This window comes from Burkholderia sp. BCC1047 (genome assembly GCF_902833155.1).
Classification (GTDB): domain Bacteria; phylum Pseudomonadota; class Gammaproteobacteria; order Burkholderiales; family Burkholderiaceae; genus Burkholderia; species Burkholderia sola.
This window is the reverse complement of sequence record NZ_CADFEH010000037.1, coordinates 1-24,734: the sequence shown is the minus strand read 5'-3', so window position 1 is coordinate 24,734 and position 24,734 is coordinate 1. Positions and strand designations below refer to the sequence as shown.

General features: G+C 67.9%; 21 protein-coding genes, 2 rRNA genes and 1 pseudogene. 10 read left to right on the top strand and 14 right to left on the bottom strand.

Going from position 1 to position 24,734, the window contains the following annotated elements; genetic code table 11:
• Positions 1 to 28: 28 nt before the first annotated feature.
• A complete protein-coding gene (locus HWX55_RS36365; RefSeq protein WP_279612705.1) occupies positions 29 to 157 on the bottom strand; it encodes a hypothetical protein in 129 nt (42 codons plus the stop codon).
• Positions 158 to 248: 91 nt separating this feature from the next.
• On the opposite strand from HWX55_RS36365, the gene msrB reads away from it, so the two are divergent.
• The 4 genes from msrB (at position 249) to HWX55_RS29325 (ending at position 4,859) form a co-directional block, all read left to right on the top strand.
• Positions 249 to 779 (top strand): peptide-methionine (R)-S-oxide reductase MsrB, encoded by a 531-nt coding sequence (gene msrB, locus HWX55_RS29340; protein ID WP_175978278.1) that lies wholly within the window; start codon positions 249 to 251, stop codon positions 777 to 779.
• Between the two features lie 35 nt (positions 780 to 814).
• Positions 815 to 2,674 (top strand): cytochrome c biogenesis protein DipZ, encoded by a 1,860-nt coding sequence (locus HWX55_RS29335; RefSeq protein WP_175978277.1) that lies wholly within the window; start codon positions 815 to 817, stop codon positions 2,672 to 2,674.
• 60 nt (positions 2,675 to 2,734) lie between these two features.
• Positions 2,735 to 3,460 carry a peptide-methionine (S)-S-oxide reductase MsrA gene (msrA, locus tag HWX55_RS29330; protein ID WP_175978276.1) on the top strand — a complete coding sequence of 242 codons (726 nt, stop codon included), beginning with the start codon at positions 2,735 to 2,737 and terminating at the stop codon, positions 3,458 to 3,460.
• Positions 3,461 to 3,743: 283 nt separating this feature from the next.
• Positions 3,744 to 4,859, top strand: a complete 1,116-nt coding sequence (locus HWX55_RS29325; protein WP_175978275.1) for an aromatic ring-hydroxylating dioxygenase subunit alpha — start codon at positions 3,744 to 3,746, stop codon at positions 4,857 to 4,859.
• Between the two features lie 33 nt (positions 4,860 to 4,892).
• Here the strand turns inward: HWX55_RS29325 and HWX55_RS29320 are convergent, their stop codons facing one another.
• From HWX55_RS29320 to HWX55_RS29285, 8 genes are all read right to left on the bottom strand, one after another.
• Positions 4,893 to 5,282 carry a cytidine deaminase gene (locus HWX55_RS29320; protein WP_124594563.1) on the bottom strand — a complete coding sequence of 130 codons (390 nt, stop codon included), beginning with the start codon at positions 5,280 to 5,282 and terminating at the stop codon, positions 4,893 to 4,895.
• A gap of 25 nt (positions 5,283 to 5,307) precedes the next feature.
• On the bottom strand, positions 5,308 to 6,624 hold the full coding sequence (gene deoA / locus HWX55_RS29315) for a thymidine phosphorylase (protein WP_175978274.1): 1,317 nt from the start codon (positions 6,622 to 6,624) through the stop codon (positions 5,308 to 5,310).
• Between the two features lie 39 nt (positions 6,625 to 6,663).
• Entirely contained in the window at positions 6,664 to 7,938 is a 1,275-nt protein-coding gene (locus HWX55_RS29310) for a NupC/NupG family nucleoside CNT transporter (protein WP_027786234.1), read from the bottom strand.
• 248 nt (positions 7,939 to 8,186) lie between these two features.
• Entirely contained in the window at positions 8,187 to 9,644 is a 1,458-nt protein-coding gene (hydA, locus tag HWX55_RS29305; RefSeq protein ID WP_175978273.1) for a dihydropyrimidinase, read from the bottom strand.
• Positions 9,645 to 9,709: 65 nt separating this feature from the next.
• On the bottom strand, positions 9,710 to 11,218 hold the full coding sequence (locus HWX55_RS29300) for an NCS1 family nucleobase:cation symporter-1 (protein ID WP_175978272.1): 1,509 nt from the start codon (positions 11,216 to 11,218) through the stop codon (positions 9,710 to 9,712).
• Between the two features lie 101 nt (positions 11,219 to 11,319).
• Complete coding sequence (gene preA, locus HWX55_RS29295; RefSeq protein ID WP_175978271.1) at positions 11,320 to 12,636, bottom strand: NAD-dependent dihydropyrimidine dehydrogenase subunit PreA; 1,317 nt, start codon at positions 12,634 to 12,636, stop codon at positions 11,320 to 11,322.
• Positions 12,637 to 12,694: 58 nt separating this feature from the next.
• Entirely contained in the window at positions 12,695 to 14,032 is a 1,338-nt protein-coding gene (locus HWX55_RS29290; protein WP_175978270.1) for an NAD(P)-dependent oxidoreductase, read from the bottom strand.
• Positions 14,033 to 14,161: 129 nt separating this feature from the next.
• A complete protein-coding gene (locus tag HWX55_RS29285) occupies positions 14,162 to 15,442 on the bottom strand; it encodes a Zn-dependent hydrolase (protein WP_175978269.1) in 1,281 nt (426 codons plus the stop codon).
• Positions 15,443 to 15,760: 318 nt separating this feature from the next.
• On the opposite strand from HWX55_RS29285, the gene HWX55_RS29280 reads away from it, so the two are divergent.
• Positions 15,761 to 16,453 carry a TetR/AcrR family transcriptional regulator gene (locus tag HWX55_RS29280; RefSeq protein WP_050016176.1) on the top strand — a complete coding sequence of 231 codons (693 nt, stop codon included), beginning with the start codon at positions 15,761 to 15,763 and terminating at the stop codon, positions 16,451 to 16,453.
• A gap of 126 nt (positions 16,454 to 16,579) precedes the next feature.
• Here the strand turns inward: HWX55_RS29280 and HWX55_RS29275 are convergent, their stop codons facing one another.
• Genes HWX55_RS29275 through HWX55_RS29265 form a run of 3 tightly spaced genes read right to left on the bottom strand, consistent with a single transcriptional unit; the run spans position 16,580 to position 20,237 of the window.
• Complete coding sequence (locus HWX55_RS29275) at positions 16,580 to 17,770, bottom strand: acetyl-CoA C-acyltransferase (RefSeq protein ID WP_175978268.1); 1,191 nt, start codon at positions 17,768 to 17,770, stop codon at positions 16,580 to 16,582.
• A gap of 18 nt (positions 17,771 to 17,788) precedes the next feature.
• Positions 17,789 to 18,556, bottom strand: coding sequence for a 3-hydroxyacyl-CoA dehydrogenase (locus HWX55_RS29270; RefSeq protein WP_175978267.1), 768 nt, complete (start codon positions 18,554 to 18,556; stop codon positions 17,789 to 17,791).
• Positions 18,557 to 18,569: 13 nt separating this feature from the next.
• Complete coding sequence (locus tag HWX55_RS29265) at positions 18,570 to 20,237, bottom strand: acyl-CoA synthetase (RefSeq protein ID WP_175978266.1); 1,668 nt, start codon at positions 20,235 to 20,237, stop codon at positions 18,570 to 18,572.
• Positions 20,238 to 20,381: 144 nt separating this feature from the next.
• Between HWX55_RS29265 and HWX55_RS29260 the strand changes: the two genes are divergently transcribed.
• The 5 genes and pseudogenes from HWX55_RS29260 to HWX55_RS36215 form a co-directional block, all read left to right on the top strand.
• A complete protein-coding gene (locus tag HWX55_RS29260; protein WP_175978265.1) occupies positions 20,382 to 21,386 on the top strand; it encodes an AraC family transcriptional regulator in 1,005 nt (334 codons plus the stop codon).
• Between the two features lie 119 nt (positions 21,387 to 21,505).
• Entirely contained in the window at positions 21,506 to 22,759 is a 1,254-nt protein-coding gene (locus tag HWX55_RS29255; protein ID WP_175978264.1) for an SMI1/KNR4 family protein, read from the top strand.
• Between the two features lie 192 nt (positions 22,760 to 22,951).
• Positions 22,952 to 23,551, top strand: a complete 600-nt coding sequence (locus tag HWX55_RS29250) for a hypothetical protein (RefSeq protein ID WP_175978263.1) — start codon at positions 22,952 to 22,954, stop codon at positions 23,549 to 23,551.
• Positions 23,552 to 23,605: 54 nt separating this feature from the next.
• A complete protein-coding gene (locus HWX55_RS29245; protein ID WP_175978316.1) occupies positions 23,606 to 23,977 on the top strand; it encodes a nuclear transport factor 2 family protein in 372 nt (123 codons plus the stop codon).
• 10 nt (positions 23,978 to 23,987) lie between these two features.
• A pseudogene (locus tag HWX55_RS36215) lies at positions 23,988 to 24,166 on the top strand (GNAT family N-acetyltransferase); the annotation flags it as partial.
• Between the two features lie 221 nt (positions 24,167 to 24,387).
• Here the strand turns inward: HWX55_RS36215 and rrf are convergent.
• Both rrf and HWX55_RS29235 read right to left on the bottom strand, forming a co-directional pair.
• Positions 24,388 to 24,500, bottom strand: a 5S ribosomal RNA gene (gene rrf / locus HWX55_RS29240).
• Positions 24,501 to 24,630: 130 nt separating this feature from the next.
• Positions 24,631 to 24,734: ribosomal RNA gene (locus HWX55_RS29235) — 23S ribosomal RNA — on the bottom strand; the annotation flags it as partial.

The window sequence follows — 24,734 nt, the reverse complement described above, 5'->3', positions numbered from 1 at the left end:
CCGAATTCATCATGCGGCTCGACGAACACTAAAAAGACAATAAAAACCGCGTCGCGAACAGATGCTCGGTCAACATCGGCCGCTCACCCGCCCGATGGCCGTTGCCAGCTGGCGCTTCGGCAAATTCCAGCGCACCGCGACGGAACATCCCGATCATCACGATTCGTTTAACTTTCCGTGAGGACTTCGACACCGGCCGCCGCCTACGATGGGCGCATGTTTTCAGCACCTGCTTCCAGGAGCCCATCATGCCCACCCGCAGACATCTGCTGTTCGCCGGCGCCACCGGCCTCGCCGCGCTCGCGGCGCTGTCGTCCGCCGGCCGCCGCGCGCTGGTCGGCCGCGCGTTCGCCGCGCCGCCGGCCGGCTCGCCGAAGGCCGCCCCGTTCGAAATCACGCTCAGCGACGCCGAATGGCATCGCCGGCTCACGCCCGCCCAATACACGGTCCTGCGCGAAGCCGGCACCGAGCGGCCGTTCACCAGCCCGCTGAACGACGAGCACCGGCACGGCACGTTCGCGTGCGCCGGCTGCGACCTCGCGCTGTTCTCGTCGACCACCAAGTTCGACAGCCATACGGGCTGGCCGAGCTTCTGGAAACCGCTCGACCACGCGGTGGGCACCGACACCGACGCGTCGTTCGGGATGGTCCGCACCGAAGTGCACTGCCGCCGCTGCGGCGGCCACCTCGGCCACGTGTTCGACGACGGCCCCGCGCCGACCGGCCTGCGCTACTGCATGAACGGCCTCGCGCTCGCGTTCCACCCCGCCGCCGCCTGATCCGGCCCCACGCCCATCCGACTGGAGAACGCATCATGCTGCTCATCGTCCTTGCCTATCTCGGCGGCGTGCTCACGATCCTGAGCCCGTGCATCCTGCCCGTGCTGCCGTTCGTATTCGCGCGCGCCGACCAGCCGTTCGTGCGCACCGGCCTGCCGCTGCTCGCCGGCATGGCGCTCACGTTCGCCGTCGTCGCGACGCTCGCCGCCGTCGGCGGCGGCTGGGTCGCGCAGGCCAACCAGGCCGGCCGCTGGATCGCGATCGTGCTGCTCGCCGTGTTCGGCCTGACGCTGCTGATGCCGCGTTTCGCGGAACACCTGACGCGCCCGCTCGTCGCCGCCGGCAACCGGCTCACCGGCTTCGCGCAGCGCGACGGCCGCCCGGCCGGTCCGGCGTCGTCGCTGCTGCTCGGCGTCGCGACGGGCCTGCTGTGGGCGCCGTGCGCGGGCCCGATCCTCGGTCTCGTACTGACCGGCGCCGCGCTGCGCGGCGCGAGCGTCGGCACGACGCTGCTGCTCGTCGCATATGCGGCCGGCGCGGCGACGTCGCTCGGCGTCGCGCTCGTGATCGGCGGCAAGGTGTTCGCCGCGATGAAGCGCTCGCTCGGCGCCGGCGAATGGATCCGCCGCGGGATCGGCGCGGCGCTCCTGGCCGGCGTCGGCGCGATCGCGCTCGGCCTCGATACCGGCGCCCTCGCGCAACTGTCGACGGTCACCACGGGCGGGCTCGAAACGAAGCTCGTCGACCGCCTCGGCGGCCGCTCGAACGGCGCGCCGGCGGCGCCGGCTGCGACCGCCGCTACCGACGACGCGACGGGCGGCGCGATGATGGCCGCCGCAGCCGATGGCGCACCGGCCGGCGGCGGTGCGATGGCCGGCAGCGCGATGATGCGCGCGGCCGGCGCCACCGCGTCCGCGCTGCCTGTCGAAGGCACGCTGCCGTCGCTCGACGGCGCGGTGCAGTGGCTGAACTCGCCGCCGCTGACGGCGGCCGGGCTGCGCGGCAAGGTCGTGCTGGTCGATTTCTGGACGTATTCGTGCATCAACTGCCTGCGCACGCTGCCGTACACGACTGCCTGGGCACGCAAGTACGCGCCGTACGGGCTCGTCGTGATCGGCGTCCACGCGCCGGAATTTGCGTTCGAGCGCGACATCGGCAACGTGAAGAAGGCCGTGCACGACCTCGGCATCGACTACCCGGTCGCGATCGACAACGGCTATTCGATCTGGCGCGCGTTCAACAACGAATACTGGCCCGCGCACTACTTCATCGATGCGCAAGGGCGGATCCGCCATCATCACTTCGGCGAAGGCGAATACGCGCAGTCGGAACGCGCGATCCAGTCGCTGCTCGCCGAAGCCGGCCACCCGGACGCGCTGAACGTGCCGCTCGGCCTCGCCGGCGCGCCCGCGAAGGGTGCGCTCGCGGCGGCCGACAGCGCGGACGTCCGCTCGCCCGAAACCTATGTCGGCTATGCGCGCGCGGAAAGCTTCGCGTCGCCTGGCGGTGCGGTGCGCGATGCCGCGCACCGTTACGACGCGCCGGCCCGTCCGGATCTCAACGACTGGGGCCTTGCCGGCACGTGGAACGTCGGCGCCGAGCGCGCGTCGCTGGCCGCGCCGGATGGCCGGATCGTCTACCGCTTCCATGCACGCGACCTGCACCTGGTGCTCGGCCCGGGCGCGAGCGGCCGGCCCGTGCGCTTTCGCGTGACGCTCGACGGCGCCGCGCCCGGCGCCGCGCATGGCACGGATGTCGACGCGCAGGGCTACGGCACCGTCACCGGCCAGCGCTTGTACCAGCTCGTCCGGCAGACCGGCACGATCGCCGACCGCACGTTCGCGATCGAGTTTCTCGATCCCGGGGTCGATGCGTACGCATTCACTTTCGGCTGATCGCGCGCGCTACCGCCATCCCGGCGCCGCTTTTCCCAACGCATTCCGAAGGAGCAAAACATGAACCCGATCCCTACCCGCGATGCCGCCGGACGCCGGCGCGCCGCCATGCTGCGCCGCATCGGCGCCATCGCCGTCGCGGCGGCCGCCGTGTTCGGCTACCAGCGCATCGTCCATTCCGCCGAGCCGATGCGTACCGTGCCCGCGCCGACGCTCGACGAAACGCCCGGCGCGTCGCACGACGAGACGGCCGTGTTCGCCGGCGGCTGCTTCTGGGGCGTGCAGGGCGTGTTCGAGCACGTGAAGGGCGTGAAGCAGGTGACCGCCGGCTACGCGGGCGGCGCGCCCGAAACCGCGCACTACGCGCTCGTCGGCTCGGGGCTCACGGGGCACGCGGAATCGGTACGCATCGTCTACGACCCGACCCAGGTCACGTACGGCCGGCTGCTGCAGGTGTTCTTCTCGGTCGCGCACGATCCGACCGAGCTGAACCGGCAGGGCCCCGACGAAGGGTCGCAATACCGGTCCGCGATCTTCCCGACCACCGCGCAGCAACGCACGGTCGCGACCGCGTACATCGCGCAGCTCGGCGGCGCGCATGTGTTTCCGGCGCCCGTCGTCACGCGTGTCGAAGCCTACAAGGGCTTCTATCCGGCCGAGGCCTATCATCAGAACTACCTCGAACTGCACCCCGACGCGCCGTATATCGCGTTCAACGACCTGCCGAAGGTCGCCGGGCTGAAGCAGCGCTTCCCGGCGTTGTATCGTGCCGACCCGGTGCTGTAGCGCGAAGCCCGCTCGTGAGTCGCTTGTGCGTCGCTCGTGAGCCGTTTATGGGCCGCTTGTGACCGTCTGCTCGCTGCTGACGGGCTGCCGCCCGCCGCCCGGCAGAGCCGCCGGCACCACGCACCAGCGGCGTCCGGTTTGCGCCGGATCAACGAACCGGCGGACGCGATGCCGGGGCAAACCCGCATCGCATCCGCCGCGATCGGCAACTTCGCGTAGACTCTCCTGATTCCCGCCGCTTCTTGCGGCGTTCGACATTCAGTCCCGCCAGGAGGCGTCACGCATGCGCGCAGTGCCTTTGCCTGACAGCAACACCCTCGAAGAACCGTCCACCGGCGCGGTCGTGCGCGACCTGCGCCGCGTGCCCATTCACCCGGATCACTGGTACCCGCTCGCGTGGTCGCGCGAACTCAAGCGCGGCAAGACGCTCGGCGTGCACTTCGCCGGCGATCCGATCGTGCTCGTGCGCACCGAATCGGGCGCCGTGTATGCGCTCGAAGATCGTTGCGCGCACCGCCAGGTGCCGCTGCACGCGGGCGTCGTGAGCGGCGAAACGCTGCGCTGCTGCTATCACGGCTGGACCTACGCGTGCGACAGCGGCCGCTGCGTCGACGTGCCCTACCTCGGCCGCGAGCACTTGCCCAACGGCGTGCGCGCGTATCCGTGCCGCGAGGCGCACGGGCTGATCTTCGTGTTTCCGGGCGACGCGACGCTCGCCGACGAACGGCCGTTCCCCGCGCTCGAATCCGCGGACAATCCCGCGTACAAGACACGCCGCTTCGGCCGCGAGGTCAAGTGCCACTACTCGTTCATGCACGAGAACCTGATGGACATGAACCATCAGTTCCTGCATCGCAAGCAGATGGGGCAGATGCGCGCGCGCTCCGTGGGCCGCCGCCGCGGCGACGACTGGGTCGAGGTCGACTACACGTTCGCGCGGATGGAGGGCAAGCAGCCGGTCGGCGAGGCGCTCGTGTTCGGCGCGAGCAAGAAGCCGGCCGACCAGTCCGACAAGAGCGTGATGACGGTGCGCACCGGCTACCCGTACCAGACGCTGCAGATCCGTTCGAGCGAAGGCACGCTCGTGATGGACCTGTGGATCGTCTACGTGCCGCTCGACGCCGAACAGCGCACCAACCGCACGTTCGGGCTGCTGTCGATCCACAAGCCCGGCATCCCGTTCGCGCTCGATCTCGCGTGGCCGCTGCTCGTGTGGTTCACCGAGCGCATCTTCCGCGAGGATCGCTGGATCGTCGAGCGCGAGCAGGAAGCGCACGACGCCCAAGGCGCCGACTGGAACCACGAGGTGTTTCCGGTCATCAACGAGCTGCGCGACCTGCTGCGCCAGTGCGGCGCGCGCACCGTGATCCCGATCCGCGACGCGCGCGACAGCGCATGACGTGACGCATGCGGCGCGCCACGGCGCGCGCCGTTACAGCGTGAACGCGCCCGGCAGCAATGCGCGGGCCGTCGTGATCTCGACGGCCCCTTTCAGGTTCGCGAGGATCACCTCGATATCGGGCTTGCCGATCTCGATGATCACCTGACGACATGCGCCGCACGGCGCGATCGGGCCGTCCGTGTCGCCGACGACCGCAAGCCGCGCGAAATCCCCCGGCCGATGGCCGGCAGCGATCGCCGCGAACAGCGCCGTACGTTCCGCGCAATTGCACAGTCCGTACGACGCGTTCTCGACGTTGCAGCCGTGGAACACCGTGCCGTCGCGCGCCAGCAGCGCCGCGCCGACCTTGAAGCGCGAATACGGCGCATACGCGCGCTCGCGCGCCGCCTTCGCCTGTTCGATCAGTTCGTCTCGTTCCATCGTGGTGATGCCTCCGGGAGCAGGGTCAGCCGATCTGCTGGTAAAGGGTCGGCGGCGCTTCGCCGGTCTCGCCGAGCACGTAGCTGCGGCGCACGGCGTCCGCCGCGTGGGCCGCGGCCGCTTCGTCGCGGGCATGCACGAAACCGAGCGGCTCGCCGGCCTCGACGCGCTGCCCGATCTCGGCAAGCGCCGTCAAGCCGACGCTGACGTCGATCGCGTCCTCCGCGCGCGTGCGGCCGCCGCCGAGCGCGACCACCGCCAGCCCGAGCGCGCGGCAATCGACGCGCTGCACCACGCCGCTCGCGGGCGCCGCCACCGGCACGATCACGGCCGCCCGCGCCAGATGCCGCGCGGGCGCGTCGATCAGGTCGGCCGGGCCGCCGAGCGCGACGACCATCCGCGCGAAACGCTCGGCCGCCGCGCCGGAATCGAGCGCCTGCTGCAGCTTCTCGCGTGCGTGGGTGGCATCGCGCGCCAGCCCGCCGGTCACGAGCAATTCGGCCGACAGCGCCATCGTCACGTCGTGCAGACGTGCGGGACGCGACTTGCCCGTCAGGTAGTCGATCGCGCACGCCACTTCGAGCGCATTGCCCGCGCACGGCGCGAGCGACTGGTTCATGTCGGTGAGGATCGCGGTCGTCTTCATGCCGGCACCGTTGCCGACGTCGACGATGCTGCGCGCCAGTTCCGCCGATTTCTCCGCCGTCGGCATGAACGCGCCGGAGCCGACCTTGACGTCCATCACGAGCCCGTCGAGCCCTGCCGCGAGTTTCTTCGACAGGATCGACGCGGTGATCATCGCGACCGATTCGACGGTCGCCGTCACGTCGCGGATCGCATAGATGCGCTTGTCGGCCGGCGCGAGCCGCGCGGTCTGCCCGATGATCGCGACGCCGACCTCGCGCACCGTGCGGCGAAACGCGTCCGTCTCGGGCATCACGTCGTAACCGGGAATCGCGCTCAACTTGTCGAGCGTGCCGCCGGTGTGTCCGAGCCCGCGCCCCGAGATCATCGGCACGTAGCCGCCGCACGCGGCGACCATCGGCCCGAGCATCAGCGACACGACATCGCCGACGCCGCCCGTCGAATGCTTGTCGATCACCGGCCCGCCGAGATCGAGCGCGCGCCAGTCGAGCACGTCGCCCGAATCGCGCTGCGCGAGCGTCAGCGCGACGCGTTCGTCGGTGCTCAGGTCGTTGAAATACACGGCCATCGCGAACGCGGCCACCTGGCCCTCGGTCACGCTGCCGTCGGTCACGCCGCGCACGAACGCGGCCATCCCGTCGCGATCGAGCGGCTGCCCGTCGCGCTTCCTGCGAATGAATTCCTGCGGTAGAAACATCGTTGCCTCGCGTCAAACGGTCGGAGTCTGCTGCACGGGTCAATGCAGCGAAAAGAACAGGCCGGCAATCGCCGCGCTCATCAGGTTCGACAGCGTCGCGGCCGTCAGCGCGCGCAAGCCGAGCCGCGCGACGTCCGAGCGGCGCTCCGGCGCGACCGCGCTGAAGCCGCCCGCGAGAATCGCGATCGACGAGAAGTTCGCGAAGCCGCACAGCGCGAACGACACGATCGCGAGCGTCTTCGGGTCGAGCACCTGCAGGCCGGCCGCCGCCGCATGCGCGCCGCCCTTCAGGTACGGCGACAGGTCACCGTACGCGACGAATTCGTTGAAGATCAGCTTCTCGCCGATGAAGTTGCCGGCCAGCGTCGCATCGTGCCACGGCACGCCGATGATCCACGCGAGCGGCGCGAACAGGTGGCCGATGATGCCGACCAGCGTGACCTGCGGAAAGCCCGCGAACGCGGCCGCGCCGCCGACGATCAGGTTCATCAGCGCGATCAGCCCGACGAACGCGATCAGCATCGCGCCGACGTTGATCGCGATCCGCAGGCCGACCGACGCGCCGGATGCGGCCGCTTCGATCACGTTGGCGGCGCGCTTGTCGTCGAAATCGAGGCCGTCGACCACCACGCGGCTCGGCTCGACGGTCGGAAACAGCAGCTTGCCGAACAGCAGCCCGCCCGGCACCGCCATGAACGACGCGGCGAGCAGGTACTCCATCTTCACGCCGAGCCCGGCGTAGCCGACCAGCACCGAGCCCGCCACCGACGCCATGCCGCTCGCCATCACCGTGAAGATCTCGGCGCTCGTCATGTTGCGCACGAACGGCTTCACGAGCGCGGGCATCTCGCTCTGCCCGAGGAAGATCGTCGCGACGGCCGAGCACGCCTCGATGCGGCTCACGCCGAGCACCTTTGCCAACCCCGCGCCGAGGATCGCGACGATCCATTTCATCACGCCGATGTAGTACAGCACCGAGATCAGCGCGGTGACGAAGATGATCATCGGCAGCACGCGCAGGCCGAACACGAACCCGCCGTCGCCGAACAACTGGAACATCCGCGCGTCGACGAGCCCGCCGAACACGAATGCGATGCCGTGATTGCCCATGTCGAGCACGCGATTGACGCCGTTCGCGGCCGCGGCCAGCGCCGCGCGGCCGGACGGCACGAACAGCACCAGCGCGCCGATCGCGAACTGCGTGAGCAGCGCGGCGATCATGGTCCGCGCGCTGACCGCGCGACGGTTGTTCGACAGCAGATACGCGACCAGCAACAGAAACAGCATACCGAGGAGACTGCGCAGAATATCCACCTTTGTGCTCCTTTCTCACTATTTGAACTGTCCGGCGGGCGGCCCGTGCCCGCGACCCGCGTGATCGGGTGGGTGGATGTTACTCGCTCGATATGCACACCCGCAACGTCGCCAAAATCGCCGCGCTCAATGGCATCGATCGTTTCTGTTTTCGTCTTCGAGAACTTGATCAGTTGTTCTATCTACGCCGCTAAAACACGCGCGGGGCGTGCCGTCAGAACGGACACGCCCCGCGCGACACGCATCGTTCAACCCGCGCGCTCGACCGGATGCGGCTCGCGCAGCCGGTTCGCGATCCGCGCGGCCTCGTAGTAGCCGGCGGCCGGCGGACGCTTCAGATAGCGGCCCGCGCCACGCACCGCGCGCAGTTCGCCATCGGCCCATGCGAGTGCGCCGCGCGTGAGCGTGTGCGTCGCGACGCCCTGCACGGTCATCCCCTCGAACACGTTGAAGTCGACCTGCTGATGATGCGTCTTCACCGAGATCGTCTTCGTCGCGGCCGGGTCCCACACGACGAGATCGGCATCGGCGCCGACCTGCACCGCGCCCTTGCGCGGATACAGATTGAAAATCTGCGCGGCATTGGTCGACGTGATCCGCACGAACTCGTTCGGCGTGATGCGGCCGTGATTCACGCCGTGATGCCACAGCACCGACATGCGATCCTCGACGCCGCCGCAGCCGTTCGGGATCTTCGTGAAATCCTCGCGGCCCATCGCCTTCTGCGATGCGCAGAATACGCAGTGATCGGTCGCCGTCGTATGCAGCTGCCCCGACTGCAGCCCGCGCCACAGCGCCTCGCGATGCTCGGCCGAGCGGAACGGCGGGCTCATCACGTGGGCCGCCGCGCGCGTCCAGTCCGGATCGCGATAGACGGCCTCGTCGATTACCAGATGCCCCGGTAGCACTTCGCCGAACACGCGCAGCCCTTCACTGCGCGCACGGGTGATCACGTCCACCGCATCCTTCGCCGACACGTGCACGATATACACAGGCACGCCGAGCACCTGCGCGATGCGGATCGCGCGGTTCGCGGCTTCGCCTTCCACCTCGGGCGGCCGCGATAGCGGATGCGCCTCCGGCCCCGTGATCCCGCGCGCGAGCAGCGCCTTTTGCAGCTGGAACACGAGCTCGCCATTCTCCGCGTGCACGGTCGGCAGCGCGCCGAGTTCGAGCGAACGCGTGAAGCTGTTCACGAGCACCTCGTCGTCGGCCATGATCGCGTTCTTGTATGCCATGAAGTGCTTGAAGCTCGAGACGCCATGCTCGCGCACGAGCGTGCCCATGTCGCGGTGCACGCTCTCATCCCACCACGTCACGGCCACGTGGAAACCGTAATCTGAAGCCGCCTTCTCGGCCCAGCCGCGCCATTCGCGGAACGCCTCCATCAGCGGCTGCTTCGGGCTCGGAATCACGAAGTCGATGATGCTCGTCGTGCCGCCCGACAGCCCGGCCGCCGTGCCGGAATAGAAATCGTCGCTCGCGGTCGTGCCCATGAACGGCAGTTCCATGTGCGTATGCGGATCGATGCCGCCCGGCATCACGTACTGGTCGTGCGCGTCGACGACGGTTGCGCCGGCCGGCGCGTCGATCTGCTCCGCAATCTGCAGGATCGTGCCGCCGTCCTGCGGGTCCGCGCAGAGCACGTCCGCGCGATAGGAGCGGTCCGCATCGACCACGGTGCCGCCACGAATCAGGATTGCCATGTCGTTGCCTCCTCGTTGACTGTCGGGTGCCGCATGCCGCGCGCGAGTCGCATCCGGCTCGCGCGTCATGCGCTCGCGATCTGCGCGCGCGGTCCGGCGCGCCACTTCATCCAGGTGCCGTACACGCCGGACGCCAGCACGAGGCCGACGAACCACGCGTACGTGTAAAGCGTATTGAAGAACGCCGGCACGTTCGGAAACGACGCCGGAAACGCCGTATGCAGGAAGCCCGGCAGGTTCGGCAGCACGCCGACCGCGAGCGCGACGAGCGCGGCCGGGTTCCAGCCGCGTGCGTAGCTGAAGCCGCCGCGCTCGTCGAACAGCGCGCGCGTGTCGAGCTGCGTGCCGCGAATCAGGAAATAGTCGACCATCAGGATGCCCGCGACCGGCCCCAGCAGCGCCGAATAGCCGACGAGCCAGGTGAAGATATAGCCGTCCGTCGTCGCGAGGATCTTCCACGGCATCATCACGATCGCGATCGTCGCGGTGATCATCCCGCCCGTGCGGTACGAGATCGCCTTCGGCCACAGGCTCGAAAAATCGTAGGCAGGACCGACCAGGTTCGCCGCGAGGTTGCAGCACATCGTGTCGAGCGTGAGGATCACGAGCGCGATGCCCACGCCGATGCCGGTCATCCGGCTCGTCAGGTCGATCGGATCCCAGATCGCATTGCCGTAGATCACGACGGTCGCCGACGTGACGACGACCGACACCACCGACAGCAGCGCCATCGGCAGCGGCAGCCCGATCGACTGGCCGATCATCTGGTCGCGCTGCGAATGCGCGAAGCGCGTGAAATCGGGAATGTTCAGCGCGAGCGTCGCCCAGAAGCCGACCATCGCGGTCAGGCCCGGCCAGAAGGTCGCCCAGAACAGCCCGGCCTTCTTGCCGCCCGCCGCGAACTGCGACGGCGCCGACAGCATCGTGCCGAACCCGCCCGCCTTCGACGTCGCCCACCACACGAGCGCCACGCACATCACGACCTTGATCGGCGCGGACCAGCTTTCGAGCCAGCGGATCGAATCGGTGCCGTGCCAGATGAAGTACAGCTGCAGCACCCAGAACACGAGAAAGCACGCGAGCTGCCCGAACGAGATGCCGACGAGCGGCAGCGCCGCGCCGTGCAGCGCGTTGCCGGTCAGGATGTTCAGCAGCGTGTAGATCGCGCTGCCGCCGAGCCAGGTCTGGATCCCGTACCAGCCGCAAGCGACGATCGCGCGCAGCAACGCCGGCAGCTTCGCGCCCTGCGTGCCGAACGACGCACGCACGAGCACCGCGTACGGAATCCCGTGCTTCGCGCCTGCATGGCCGATCAGCAGCATCGGCACGAGCACGATCAGGTTGCCGAGCAGCACTGTCATCACCGCCTGCCACGGCGACATGCCTTCCTGGATCAGCCCGGCCGCGAGCATGTACGACGCGATGTTCATCACCATCCCGACCCACAGCGCCGCGAAGTGGTACCACTTCCACGTGCGCTGCGCCGGCGTCGTCGGCGCGAGGTCGTCGTTGTACAGGCTGCCGCCGTGCGCCGCGGCGCTGTCGGGATCGGCGGGAATCGCTGCGTGATTCATCGAACACACTCCACGAAAACGTCAACGCCGGCATCGTGCGATGCCGGCCCGGGTGGAACGAAAGGCGGCGGTGCAGGATGCCCCGCATCGCCGGACGCCGGTCAGGCAGCCTTCTTCGCGTGCTTCTCGGGCGCCGCGGCGCCTGCACTCGCCCCCGCCTCCGCGCTCGCCGGATTGTTCGGATGCGTGGTCCAGTTCGCGTAGTCGCCCGCGTCGACGCGCTCCATCGTGATGCATTGCTCGACCGGACACACATGCATGCAAAGATTGCACCCGACGCACGCCGAGTCGATCACTTCGAAGTGCCGCACGCCGTCTTTCGTCGCCGTGATCGCCTGATGCGACGTGTCCTCGCACGCGATATGGCACAGCCCGCACTGGATGCAGCGGTCCTGGTCGATGCGCGCCTTGATGTCGTACTTCAGGTTCAGGTATTTCCAGTCGGTCACGTTCGGCACCGCGCGGCCGCGAATGTCGTCGAGCGTCGCGTAGCCCTTCTCGTCCATCCAGTTCGACAGGCCGTCGGCGAGATCCGACACGATCCGGAAGCCGTAATGCATCGCGGCGGTGCACACCTGCACGCTGCCGGCGCCGAGCACCATGAACTCGGCCGCGTCACGCCATGACGAGATGCCGCCGATCCCCGAGATCGGCAGGTTCGGCGTTTCCGGATCGCGCGCGATCTCGGCGACCATGTTCAGCGCGATCGGCTTGACCGCCGGGCCACAATAGCCACCGTGCGTGCCCTTGCCGTCGACGGTCGGCATCGGCGCCATCTGGTCGAGATCGACCGCGACGATCGAGTTGATCGTGTTGATCAGCGACACGCCGTCCGCGCCGCCCTTGTATGCGGCGCGCGAGCCCATCCGGATGTCGCTGATGTTCGGCGTGAGCTTCACGAGGCACGGCAGCTTCGTGCCTTCCTTCACCCAGCGCGTGACCATCTCCACGTATTCGGGCACCTGCCCGACCGCCGCGCCCATCCCGCGCTCGCTCATCCCGTGCGGGCAGCCGAAGTTGAGTTCGACCGCGTCGGCGCCGGTATCCTCGACGAGCGGCAGAATCCATTTCCAGTCGCGCTCGTTGCACGGCACCATCAGCGACACGATCAGCGCGCGGTCCGGCCAGTCGCGCTTCACCTGCGCGATTTCTCTCAGGTTCACGTCGAGCGGACGGTCGGTGATCAGCTCGATGTTGTTCAGCCCCGCGATGCGCTGGCCGTTCCACTGCACCGCGCCGTAGCGCGAACTGACGTTGACGACGTGCGGATCGAGCCCGAGCGTCTTCCAGACGACGCCGCCCCAGCCCGCCTCGAACGCGCGATTGACGTTGTAGGCCTTGTCGGTCGGCGGCGCGGACGCCAGCCAGAAGGGATTCGGCGAAGTAATGCCTGCGATGGTGCAGCGGAGATCGGCCATGTTCGGCTCCGTGAGAAGGGGGTCGTGTTCGTCGGTGTGCGTGCGGTGCGTCGCGCGTTCAGGCCGCCTTCGCGTCGCGCGCCGCGAGCGTCGCGTCGATCGACGCGGCCGCGCGCTTGCCGTCCTGCACGGCCTGCACCGTGAGGTCGATGCCGCCCGTCGCCGCGCAGTCGCCGCCGGCCCATACGTCCGGCAGCGCCGTGCGCCCGTCCGCATCGACCGCGATACGCGAACCGTCCGTGGTCAGCAATTCCGCCGCGATGCCGTCCGGCACGAGCGTCTGGCCGATCGCCTTCAGCACCATGTCCGCGTCGACCGTGAAACGCTCGCCCGACGCGGCCTCGAATTCGACGGCCGTGACCTGCCCGTCCGCACCTGCGATGCGCACCGGCTTCGCGTGCGTGACGAGCGTGACGCCGCTCTTCTGCGCGAACTCGCGCTCGGCCCACGTCGCGCTCATCGCATCCACGCCGCGCCGGTACACCATCGTCACGCGCTCGGCGCCGAGCTTGCGGCTCTGCACCGCCGCATCGATCGCCGTGTTACCGCCGCCGATCACGACCACGCGCCGCCCGACCGGCACGTTCTCCAGCCCGTCCGCCTGCCGCACCTGCTCGATGAAATCGACCGCGTTCATCACACCGCCCAGTTGCTCGCCGTCGATCGCGAGCGTGCGCACACCGCCGAGGCCCATCGCGAGAAATACCGCGTCATGCTGTTCGCGCAATGCGTCGAGCGTGACGTCGCGACCGAGCGCCATACCCGTTTCCAGCGTGATGCCGCCCACCGACAGCAGCCATTCGACTTCGCGTTGCGCGAAATCGTCGACGGTCTTGTACGCGGCGATCCCGTATTCGTTGAGGCCGCCGGCCTTCGGCCGCGCGTCGAACAGCATGACGCGGTGCCCGGCGAGCGCGAGCCGGTGCGCACAGGCGAGCCCAGCCGGCCCAGCGCCGACCACCGCCACGTGGCGGCCCGTCTCGGGCGCGCGCCGGAACTGAACTGCGCCGGTCTCCATCGCCCAGTCGGTCGCGTGCCGCTGCAACGCGCCGATCGCGACCGGCTGCGCATCCTGATGGTTGCGCACGCAAGCGCCTTCGCACAGGATCTCGGTCGGGCACACGCGGGCACACATCCCGCCGAGCGGATTCGCAGACAGGATGTCCATCGCCGCGCCTTTCAGGTTGCCGTTGCCGATCTTGCGGATGAAGCTGGGGATGTCGATCTGCGTCGGGCACGCGTGCACGCACGGCGCGTCGTAGCAGTAGTGGCAGCGGCTGGCGGCAGCCGCCGCGGCGGTCGGATCGAGCAGCGGCGCGATATCGGCGAATTCGCACGAGAGTTGCGTGGACGACAGGCGATGCGCGGCGATATCGCCGGTTGGCTGGGTGGTCATACGCGTTCCTTCGACTGGGTGGAGACAAAGCCGTCCCCGCCGGCTGCGGATGCACAGTCGGGGCGGTCATGCTTAGGAATGCTATGGTCGAACTATGCGCGGTCTACTGGCCGCGCTATACCCGATCCGTCATGAAGCCGGCTCGCACGCACGCGACAGCATCGCGTGCAGCAGCACATTCGCGCCGGCCTCGATCCATGCGGGCGTCGCGTCCTCGATCTCGTTGTGGCTGATGCCGTCGATACATGGCACGAACACCATCGACGTCGGCGCGACCTGCGCCAGATAGCACGCGTCGTGGCCCGCCCCCGACACGATGTCGCGATGCGAGTAGCCGAAGCGGTCGGCCGCATCACGCACGGCCGCCACGCAGGCGGGGTCGAACGCGACCGGCTTGTAGTAGAAAATCTGCTCGAGTTCGGTGTCGAGCCCGATGTCGCCCGCGATGCGCGCGACGCCGTCGCGCAGCGCCGCGTCCATCTTCGCGAGCACGGCGTCGTCCGGATGACGGAAATCGACGGTGAAGAACACGCGGCCGGGAATCACGTTGCGCGAGTTCGGGTGGACCTGCATCATGCCGACCGTCGCGCAGCCGAACGGCGCATGATCGAGGCCGATCCGGTTGACGAGATCGACCACCCGCGACGCGCCGAGCAGCGCGTCGCGGCGGCGCGGCATCGGCGTCGGTCCCGCGTGCGCTTCCTGGCCGGTGAACGTGATCTCGTACCAGCGCTGCCCCTGCGCGTCGGTCACGACGCCGATCGTCTTGCACTCCGCTTCGAGAATCGGCCCCTGCTCGATATGCAGCTCGAACGCCGCGTGCAGCTTGCGCCCGCCGCACGGCACATCGCCCGCGTAGCCGATGCGCGCGAGCTCCTCACCGATCGTCTTGCCGTCGACGTCCTTGCGCGACAGCCCGTAGTCGAGCGTGAACACGCCCGCGAACACGCCCGACGCGACCATCGCCGGCGCGAAGCGCGAGCCCTCCTCGTTGGTCCAGATCACGACCTCGACCGGATGCTCGGTCTCGATGCCGTGATCGTTCAGACTGCGAATCACCTCGAGGCCGCCGAGCACGCCGTAGATGCCGTCGAAACGCCCGCCGGTGGGCTGCGAATCCGCGTGCGAGCCCGTGACGACCGGCGCCGCGTCGGCCACGCGGCCCGCGCGGCGCATGAACACGTTGCCCATCGTATCGACCGTCACCGTGCAGCCGGCGGCCTTCGCCCAGCCGACGATCAGGTCGCGGCCGGCCTTGTCGAGATCGGTCAGCGCGAGACGGCACACACCGCCCTTCGGGGTCGCGCCGATTTTCGCGATTTCCATCAGGCTGTCCCACAACCGCCTGCCGTCGACCTTGATCGACGTGTCGAAAGCTGCCCGCTTCACTGTTTCCGATACCGCGTTCATTCGTATCGCTCCTGTGGGGTCGGTGATGTCGTCGGCCCGGTCTGTGCCGGTGCATGAGACCTGTTTCGGGGCACGCCGCCCGGATGCGGTGCATGCCCTGTCGGTTCGCGAAACGCGTTAAATCCTGTCCGATTGGACAGGTTTTAGACGATCAAAATGACCAGCGCAACGTCTTTCTTGCGCGACGCACCGGAGCGAGAAACGTGCCATCGCAACGCAGCATCCCCGCGGCGTGGCAGCATCCATCTGCGTGCGCGCGACGCGGATCAGCGGCTAGAATGAAGCCCAACGCGGCATGGCCGCCGCGCGAGGGTAACGATGAGACATGACGAGGCGACGATCGAAGCCACCGACCGGGACGAAACGCCGGCGCCTTTGCGGCGACGCAAGGCGCACATTCGCGAGTCCAACGAAGCGCATCTGCTCGCGTGCGCGGAGGCCGTATTCGCGGAACGCGGGCTCGCCGGCGCCAGCACCGCGATGATCGCGGAACGCGCGGGTCTGCCGAAGGCGAATGTGCACTACTACTTCCCGACCAAGCTCGCGCTGTACCGCCGCGTGCTCGACGACCTGTTCGAGGACTGGCATCGCGCGGCCGGCTCGTTCGAGGCCGGCGACGATCCGGTCGAGGCGATCGGCGGCTACGTGCGCGCGAAGATGGCGCTGTCGCAGCGACGCCCGCTCGGCTCGAAGGTGTGGGCCAACGAGATCATCCACGGCGCGGAGCACATGCAGGACATCCTGTCGCAACGCGTGAAGCCGTGGTTCGACACCCGCGTGAAGGTGATCGAAGGCTGGATCGCACGCGGGCTGCTCGCGCCGATCGACCCGCATGCACTGATGTACCTGATCTGGGCGACCACGCAGCACTATGCGGATTTCGATGCGCAGATTCGCGCGCTGAGCGGCAAGCGCGCGTTCACGAAGAAGGCGTTCGACGAAAAGACCGAGCAGGTCGTGCAGCTCGTGATTCGTGCGTGCGGCGCGGTGTCGCCGAACGCGAAGCCGTAGCGCGACACGACGATCCGCCGAATAAAAACGGGCGGCGCGCACCACACGGGGATGTCCCGTGTGGTGCGCGCCGCCCGTGATGCCACGTTCGCGCGTGCGAACCACACGACGTGTTATGGCGACGTATTACGCGATGCGCTCGATCGCAATGGCCGTCGCTTCGCCGCCGCCGATGCACAGCGAGGCGATGCCGCGCGTCAGGCCGTACGTTTCGAGCGCGGCCAGCAGCGTCACCATCACGCGCGCGCCCGATGCGCCGATCGGATGCCCGAGCGCGCACGCGCCGCCGTGCACGTTCACCTTCTCGTGCGGCAGATCGAGGTCGCGCATCGCGGCCATCGGCACCACCGCGAACGCTTCGTTGATCTCGAACAGATCGACGTCGCGCAGGCTCCAGCCGGTTTTCTCCGACAGCTTGCGCAGCGCGCCGATCGGCGCGGTCGCGAACAGGCCGGGCTTGTCCGCATAGGTCGAATGCCCGACGATCACGGCCTTCGGCGTGAGGCCGAGGCGCTCGGCTTCCGAGCGGCGCATCATCACGAGCGCGGCCGCGCCGTCCGAGATCGACGATGCGTTCGCGGCCGTCACCGTGCCGCCGTCGCGGAACGCGGGCTTCAGTGTCGGGATCTTGTCGCGTTTCGCCTTGCCCGGCTGCTCGTCGATCGACACGACGCTTTCCGTCTTGCCGGCCTTCACGGTCACCGGCGCGATCTCCGACACGAAATACCCTTCCGCGATCGCGCGCTGCGCGCGCGTCAGCGACGCAATCGCGAACGCATCCTGCGCTTCGCGCGTGAACTGGTAAGCCTGCGCGCAATCCTCGGCGAACGTGCCCATCAGGCGGCCTTTTTCATACGCATCCTCGAGCCCGTCGAGGAACATGTGGTCGAGCACCTGCCCGTGCCCCATCCGCATGCCCGCGCGCGCCTTCGGCAGCAGGTACGGCGCATTCGTCATGCTCTCCATCCCGCCCGCCACGGCCACGCCCGCCGAACCCGCCAGCAGCAGGTCGTGCGCGAACATCGCCGCCTTCATCCCGGAACCGCACATCTTGTTGATCGTGGTCGCACCCGCCGCAAGCGGCAGCCCCGCCTTCAGCGCGGCCTGGCGCGCGGGCGCCTGACCCTGGCCGGCCGGCAGCACGCAGCCGAACACGATTTCATCGATGCGTTCGGCCGGCACGTTCGCGCGCTCGAGCGCCGCGCGAATCGCCACCGCGCCGAGGTCGCTGGCGCTGGCCGCCGCCAGATCGCCCTGAAAACCACCCATCGGCGTGCGCGCCGCGCCCACGATTACGATCGGATCCTGAGTCGTCATGATTCACTTCCTCCAGTGTCAGCGCGGTGCCATGCGCAACGCGCCATCGAGACGGATAACTTCGCCGTTCAGCATCGTGTTCTCGGCGATGTGGCGCACCAGCGCCGCAAATTCTTCCGGGCGGCCGAGCCGCGGCGGGAACGGCACGCTCTTGCCGAGCGCGTCCTGCACGTCCTGCGGCATGCCGGCCATCATCGGCGTCGCGAAGATGCCGGGCGCGACCGTCACGACGCGAATCCCGAAGCGTGCGAGCTCGCGTGCGATCGGCAGCGTCATGCCGACCACGCCGCTCTTCGACGCCGCATACGCGGCCTGTCCGATCTGCCCGTCGAACGCCGCGACCGACGCGGTGTTGACGATCACGCCACGCTCGCCCTCCGCGTCGGCGTCCTGCTTCGACATCGCTTCGGCGGCCAGCCGGATCATGTTGAACGTGCCGACGAGGTTGATCGATACCGCCCGTGCGAAGCGGTCGAGCGAATGCGGGCCGTCGCGGCCGACGACCTTCTCGCCCGGTGCGACGCCCGCGCAATTGACGAGCGCATCGACGCGGCCGAACGCGTCGCGCGCGGCCGTGACGGCCGCCTGACCGTCGGCTTCGCTCGTCACGTCGGTCTTCACGAAGCGCGCGGCCGCGCCGAGTTCGTTGGCGAGACTCGTACCCGCCTCGTCGTTGACGTCCAGCAGAACGGCCTTGCCGCCTTGCGCGACGACCATGCGCGCCACCGCGGCGCCGAGGCCGGAACCGGCGCCCGTAATCAGAAAAACGCGATCCTTGATATTCATTCGCAGTCCGTATTCAGGGTTGAGCGGCCTTCTCGGCTTCCATCTTGCGCAACACGAAGCGCTGGATCTTGCCGCTCGGGGTTTTCGGCAACGCGTCGACGAAGTCGATCGCGCGCGGATAAGCGTGAGCGGACAGCCGCCGCTTCACGTGCAGACTCAATTCCTCGGCCAGTTCGGGCGTGCCGTCGAACCCTTTCGACAGGACGACGAACGCCTTCACGATTTCCGTGCGCTCCGGGTCGGGCACGCCGATCACGGCGGCTTCGCTGACGGCCGGATGCTCGATCAGCGCGCTCTCCACGTCGAACGGGCCGATCCGGTAACCGGACGACGTGATCACGTCGTCCGCGCGGCCGATGAAGCTCACGGCGCCATCCGGCTCCAGTTCGACGTTGTCGCCGGTCCTGTAGTAGCCGCCCGCGATCGCCGGCGTGTCCTGCTGCCAGTAGCCCCGGAACCACAGCAGCGGCGAGCGCGCGATGTCGATCGCGAGGTTGCCGGGCTCGCCGGGGCCGAGCTCGCGGCCCGCTTCGTCGAGCACCGCGACCCGGTAGCCCGGCATCGCGAAGCCGGCTGAACCGACGTGCACCACGTGCGTGAGGCCGTGATGGTTGTTCACGACCATTCCGAGCTCGGTCTGGCCGTAGTGATCGTGGATCGGCGCACCGAGCGCCGCGTGGAACCAGCGCACGACTTCCGGATTCAGCGGTTCGCCCGCGCTGCTCACCACGCGCAGTTGGCCCTTCATGCGCGCGGCCGCTTCCGGCCCGGCCGCCATCAGCATCCGGAACGCGGTTGGCGAACCCGCGAGGCTCGTGATGCCGAGCCGTTCGATCACGTCATACGTGCTGTCGACCGTGAAGCTGCCCTCGTAGAGCGTCGTCGCATGGCCGAGGAGGAGCGGGCCTGTGATCGCGTAATAGAGGCCGTACGCCCAGCCCGGGTCGGCGATATTCCAGAACCGGTCAGTGGCGCGCAGATCGACCGCTTCGCGCATGTACGCGCCGAACGCGAGCAACGCGTACAGCGGCACCGGCACGCCCTTCGGCAAGCCCGTCGTGCCCGACGTCGACATCATCATGAACAGGTCCGACCCCTTGCGCGGCACAGGCTCGAACGTATCGGACCGCGCGTCGAGCGCCGCGCGGAAATCGATGTCGTGCGCCGACAGCGTCTCGCCTGCTTCGCGCACCGTCGCCACCGGCGGGCAATCGGCGATTTCGTCGAGCTTCGCGCGATTCGCGACGTTGGTCACGATCAGCCGCGCATCGCTCATGCGCAACCGGTGCTCGATCGCCTTCGGGCCGAATGCCGTGAATAGCGGCTGATACACGGCGCCCGCGCGCCACGTGCCGAGGATCGTCGCGACGAGCTCCGGCGTGCGCGGCAGCAGCCCGGCCACCACGTCGCCCGGCTTCACGCCCTGCGCGACGAGCAGGTTCGCGACCCGGGCCGACAGCGCCTGCATCTGCGCGAACGTGAAGCGGTGGTGCTGCCCGCCGGCGTCGATCCAGTCGAGCGCGATCGCGTCCGACTTCGCGTGCCGGTCGCAGCATTCGATGCACGCGTTCAGGCCGCGCTCGAGGTCGCCGCTCAGTTGCGCGGCGGCGGTCTCGATACTGAATCGGGCCACGGCGTCGGCGTAAGCCGGCACCGCCCGGGCGGTAGCTCCTTCTGGCATGCGTGTCTCCTGTGCGTTATGGCCGCCGGCGAGCCAGGGGCGCGACGGGGATACATCGATAGTAGACAGCCCATACATTGCAATCAATGACAAACGGAATCTAGAATCGTGATCGCTTTTGCCATGTCGGGAGGACGCAGGAAAATGGGGCCGCAGATGATTTCGCCGGATTTCGTCGACGATGCGCTCGCGTGCCTGCGCCGGCACGACTTGGCGACGGCGCCTGTGCTGCGCACCGCCGGGCTGCCGGCCGTCGTGCGCGAGCCCGTCACGCCGCAGCAGTACGGCCGACTGTGGCTCGCGATCGCGGGCACCCTCGACGACGAATTCTTCGGGCTTGCCGCGCGCCCGATGCGGCGCGGCAGCTTCACGCTGCTGTGCCACGCGGTGCTGCATGCCGGCACACTCGACAAGGCGCTGCGGCGCGCGCTGCAGTTCCTCCGGGTCGTGCTCGATGAACCGCACGGCGAGCTCGTCGTGGCCGATGGGCACGCGCAGATCGTGCTGGCGCAATCGGGCACGCCATACCCGGCGTTCGCATACCGGACGTTCTGGCTGATCCTGCTCGGCGTCGCGTGCTGGCTGATCGGCCGGCGCATCCCGCTGCAGCGCATCGATTTCGCGTGCCCGAGCCCCGGCCAGCGCAGCGACTATCACCAGTTCTTCGGCGTCCCCGTGCATTTCGACCGGCCTGACAGCCGACTCGCATTCAACGCCGCCTATCTCGCGCTGCCGACGATCCGTTCGGAGCAGGCGCTGAAGACCTTCCTGCGCGGCGCGCCTGGCAATCTCCTCGTGCGCTACCGGCACGACACGGGCTGGGTCGCGAAGACGCGCGCGTACCTGAAGGCGCTGCCGGCCGCCGAGTGGCCCGACTTCGACACGCTGGCCGCGCGCCTCGACACGACGCCCGCGACGCTGCGGCGGCGTTTGCGCAGCGAAGGGCAAAGCTTCGCGGCGATCAAGGACGAGTTGCGCGGCGCGCTGGCCCAGTCGCTGCTGCGCGGACACGCGCTCAGCGTCGCGGAGATCGCGGCCGAACTCGGCTTCACCGAGCCGAGCGCGTTTCATCGCGCGTTCCGGAAATGGACGGGCACGAGCCCCGGGGCATTTCGGCGCGACGTGCATGCGGCGAACGCGGAGTCTTGAGTGGCATGCAGGTGCGGAGCGTCTCGCCACGCGCCGCTGATACGATGCAAACACGTGGCTGCCGTCCGTTGTCCGCGGACCGCGGCGAACATCGATCAACCCTCACCGCTCACGCTCCGATGCAAGCCACCCACTTTTCCGACACCGAACTGGCCGATCTGCGCGCGCACGGTATCGTGCTGTTTGCCGGCCGCGTGATCTTCGACGCACAACCGCCGATGGCGGCCGACCAGATCGCAGCCGTGCAGGCCTGCTGTCATGGCGACATTCCGCTTCCGTTGCTCGAGCTATGGCGCGTCACGGCCGGCGGCAGCCTCGACTACGACCTGACGCTGGAGATGAACGGCAATGTCGAAGCGATCAGCTGGAGCGAGTTGTTCTACAACGGCAGCGACGGTTACCGCGACCTGCAGGGCTGGATCGACCATGAACTCGAACTTGCCGAAGAAGCCGCGGAAGAGAACGCGCGCACGTGGAACGGCAAAATCGGTGCGCTGCCGTTCGGCGGCTTCGAATATTGCGACCGCATCTACGTCGTGACGGAGCCCGGCGCCCACGACTATGGCCATGTACTTGCGTGGAAACAGGGGTTGCCGCCAGCGTGGCGCGGCGCGATGCACGACGACGGTGTCGCGACGGTCGCCCCCGATCTGTACGCGGCATTCGGCGCGCTGCAGCTTCATGTCGATCCGCTGGCGCCCGGCGGCGAACCAGGCACCGGTGTCACGCTGCTCGAATACGTCGATGAACGCCGCGATGATCATGGCCTGTCGGCATCGCTGGCGGACAAGCTGATCGCGTTCTATCGACAAGCGGTGATCGACTGGCGCACGCCGCTCGCCGACGGCACACTCGGCGCGCAGCCGGTGCTCGCACGTCACGCATTGCGCCATGCGATCGATCACGACGATGCGGCACTCATCGCGCGATTGGCGCCGCTCGTCGCCGATCTCGGCGTGGCGCTCGCCGGCAGTTCGATCCCGACGGATTACGCGCTGCGACGCCAGAAGTTTTCCGCCGCCGCCGCGTTGCTCGCAGCGGGCGCACCGGTCGTGCCCGATGCGCTGGCATCCGTGTCCGGCGCCATACCGGCCACGCTGATGCGCATGCTGCTTGACGCCGGCGTGCAGCCGGATGCCGACGCAATGGCGCGTTGCGTCGCGGGCGGCGCCACCGATAGCGCACGGCTGATCGGCGCAGCGCTGTCGGCCCATGGCGTCGATACGGCAGCTGTCTACCGCGCCGCGAGCGAGAAACTGCTGGACAAGCTGCAGGCCGACATCCGCAAGGTTCGCGCCGGCAAGCTCAGTCACTATCTCGGGCTCGACGGGCTCGAAGCACACGCCGAGCGCCTGCGGACATTCGATTGCTGACGTCAAGCAGGCGCCGATGCGCCGTGGGTTTGCCTGCAGCATCGCCGTCCGGTGCCGTTTGTTTGGATCGGATTTCTCCCACGTTCCGGTGCGAATCTGCATGAAGCTCGCCGCACCGCAGCGCGCGTATGACGTTGCACCCCGATCCGTCAGACCACATACTGGTCGGCCGGTCTGAACGAGGTTGCGCCGATGGTGAATGTCGATGGGAGCGCCGCTTCGATCTTCGGCGTGATCGGAACGGCCGTGTCGTTGCTGGCAGCGATCCCTTACGCGCTCGCGATCTACCGGCGCACCGTTCGCCCGCATCTGTTCACGTGGCTCGTGTGGTCGGTCGTCACGGCGATCGCGGCCGCCGGCCAGTTCGTCGCGGGCGCGGGGCCGTCCGCGTGGTGCACGGCGGCGATTGCCGTCACGTGCTTTTTGACGCTGATCGCCAGCCTGTTTCGCGGCGAGCGTGGCTGGACGGGCCTCGACTGGTTGTTCCTGTGCGCGGCACTGTCGGCCATTCCGCTGTGGATGCTGACCGACGATCCGACGGTGTCGATCTGTCTGGTCACGCTGATCGAGCTTGCCGGCCTTGGCCCGACCGTGCGCAAGACGATCCGCGATCCGTGGAGCGAGAGCCTCGCCTATTTCGCGCTGTGCGTGCTCAAGTACGCACTGGCGTTGCTGGCATTGAGCACGTGGAGTGTCGCGGTCGCGTTCTATCCGGTCGTCAATCTCATCGCGTCGATCGGCATCTGCCTGGTGATGCTGGTCCGACGTCAGTCGTTGTCGAATGCGCGGTAGGCTGCGTTTGTCGCCGCCGTGCCGCTTCCCTTCCGAAATGATGCGAGGTCTGACATGGATGCAATCCGTACCGTCATCGAACCCTGCGAAACCGCGCTCCGCGCAGCGATGCTGGCCAACGATGTCGAAGCGCTCGACGCGCTACTGGACGACGATCTGGTATTCACCGTCCCGACCGGCCAGATCATCTCGAAGGAGGACTACCTCACCGCGCATCGCGCGAAGCTTCTGCGTCTCGACACACTCGACGTCCACGAAATGCGTGCATGCGCGATCGACGAGATGATCCTGACCACGACGCGAGCGAAGCTCGCAGGCCATTTCGATGGCGCGGTATTCGCCGGTACGTTTGCCTATACGCGACTTTGGCGTCGATCGGACGCCAAATGGCGCGTCGTTGCCGGACATGCATCGCAGGTCATGTAATTGCGCCGGCCGTGCTCTGTGGGAATCAGTTCGGACCGAAGCCGCCGCGAGAGGAATTAAGCGCTTTGTGATCGAAGCCGATCCCAATGCTGCACCGTTCTATCTGGCGGTCGGAGCCGAAAAAATCGGCGAAAAAAATCGAGTGCCATCCTGGGTAGATTCTTTCCGATCTTGCGGATTAGGGTCTGATAGGAGCAGATGGCAGCAAGATCGCTCACCGCGTGCAATTGATGGAATTGAGCTACCGACTGCGGTAACAGAGGTTGCAGCGGAAACAGCGTTGGATCAGTCCGGCCAGCGGGCCTGATAACGCCGTTTACGCCCCACTCCTGTCGCGAGGCACACCGAACATTTCCGCCGCCGAAATGCAAAAACCCCCGCCTTTCGGGCGGGGGTTTCTGGCTTAGGGAGCCTGACGATTACCTACTTTCACACGGGAATCCGCACTATCATCGGCGTAGAGTCGTTTCACGGTCCTGTTCGGGATGGGAAGGGGTGGGACCGACTCGCTATGGTCATCAGGCAAAGGGGGTTGTTCTGCTGGCGTGGCCAACAGAACCAATCTGGGAAGAAGCAGTAATTTTGAGTTGTGTGTATCACACACGAGAATCCAACCGTCCGACGCGCTCTGTAGCGCGAAACAGACTTGTTATAGGATCAAGCCTTACGGGCAATTAGTATCAGTTAGCTGAACGCATTACTGCGCTTACACACCTGACCTATCAACGTCCTGGTCTCGAACGACCCTTCAAGGGGA

Excerpts from the sequence above, each read along its gene's own strand:
- deoA (WP_175978274.1), bottom strand. The coding sequence starts at position 6,624 with ATGTTTCTACCGCAGGAATTCATTCGCAGGAAGCGCGACGGGCAGCCG.
- HWX55_RS29275 (WP_175978268.1), bottom strand. The coding sequence starts at position 17,770 with ATGACGACTCAGGATCCGATCGTAATCGTGGGCGCGGCGCGCACGCCG.
- preA (WP_175978271.1), bottom strand. The coding sequence starts at position 12,636 with ATGGCCGATCTCCGCTGCACCATCGCAGGCATTACTTCGCCGAATCCC.
- HWX55_RS29270 (WP_175978267.1), bottom strand. The coding sequence starts at position 18,556 with ATGAATATCAAGGATCGCGTTTTTCTGATTACGGGCGCCGGTTCCGGC.
- HWX55_RS29260 (WP_175978265.1), top strand. The coding sequence starts at position 20,382 with ATGGGGCCGCAGATGATTTCGCCGGATTTCGTCGACGATGCGCTCGCG.
- HWX55_RS29245 (WP_175978316.1), top strand. The coding sequence starts at position 23,606 with ATGGATGCAATCCGTACCGTCATCGAACCCTGCGAAACCGCGCTCCGC.
- HWX55_RS29320 (WP_124594563.1), bottom strand. The coding sequence starts at position 5,282 with ATGGAACGAGACGAACTGATCGAACAGGCGAAGGCGGCGCGCGAGCGC.
- HWX55_RS29280 (WP_050016176.1), top strand. The coding sequence starts at position 15,761 with ATGAGACATGACGAGGCGACGATCGAAGCCACCGACCGGGACGAAACG.
- hydA (WP_175978273.1), bottom strand. The coding sequence starts at position 9,644 with ATGGCAATCCTGATTCGTGGCGGCACCGTGGTCGATGCGGACCGCTCC.
- HWX55_RS29285 (WP_175978269.1), bottom strand. The coding sequence starts at position 15,442 with ATGAACGCGGTATCGGAAACAGTGAAGCGGGCAGCTTTCGACACGTCG.
- HWX55_RS36365 (WP_279612705.1), bottom strand. The coding sequence starts at position 157 with ATGATCGGGATGTTCCGTCGCGGTGCGCTGGAATTTGCCGAAGCGCCA.
- HWX55_RS29325 (WP_175978275.1), top strand. The coding sequence starts at position 3,744 with ATGCGCGCAGTGCCTTTGCCTGACAGCAACACCCTCGAAGAACCGTCC.
- HWX55_RS29255 (WP_175978264.1), top strand. The coding sequence starts at position 21,506 with ATGCAAGCCACCCACTTTTCCGACACCGAACTGGCCGATCTGCGCGCG.
- msrB (WP_175978278.1), top strand. The coding sequence starts at position 249 with ATGCCCACCCGCAGACATCTGCTGTTCGCCGGCGCCACCGGCCTCGCC.
- HWX55_RS29335 (WP_175978277.1), top strand. The coding sequence starts at position 815 with ATGCTGCTCATCGTCCTTGCCTATCTCGGCGGCGTGCTCACGATCCTG.
- HWX55_RS29290 (WP_175978270.1), bottom strand. The coding sequence starts at position 14,032 with ATGACCACCCAGCCAACCGGCGATATCGCCGCGCATCGCCTGTCGTCC.
- msrA (WP_175978276.1), top strand. The coding sequence starts at position 2,735 with ATGAACCCGATCCCTACCCGCGATGCCGCCGGACGCCGGCGCGCCGCC.
- HWX55_RS29300 (WP_175978272.1), bottom strand. The coding sequence starts at position 11,218 with ATGAATCACGCAGCGATTCCCGCCGATCCCGACAGCGCCGCGGCGCAC.
- HWX55_RS29250 (WP_175978263.1), top strand. The coding sequence starts at position 22,952 with ATGGTGAATGTCGATGGGAGCGCCGCTTCGATCTTCGGCGTGATCGGA.
- HWX55_RS29265 (WP_175978266.1), bottom strand. The coding sequence starts at position 20,237 with ATGCCAGAAGGAGCTACCGCCCGGGCGGTGCCGGCTTACGCCGACGCC.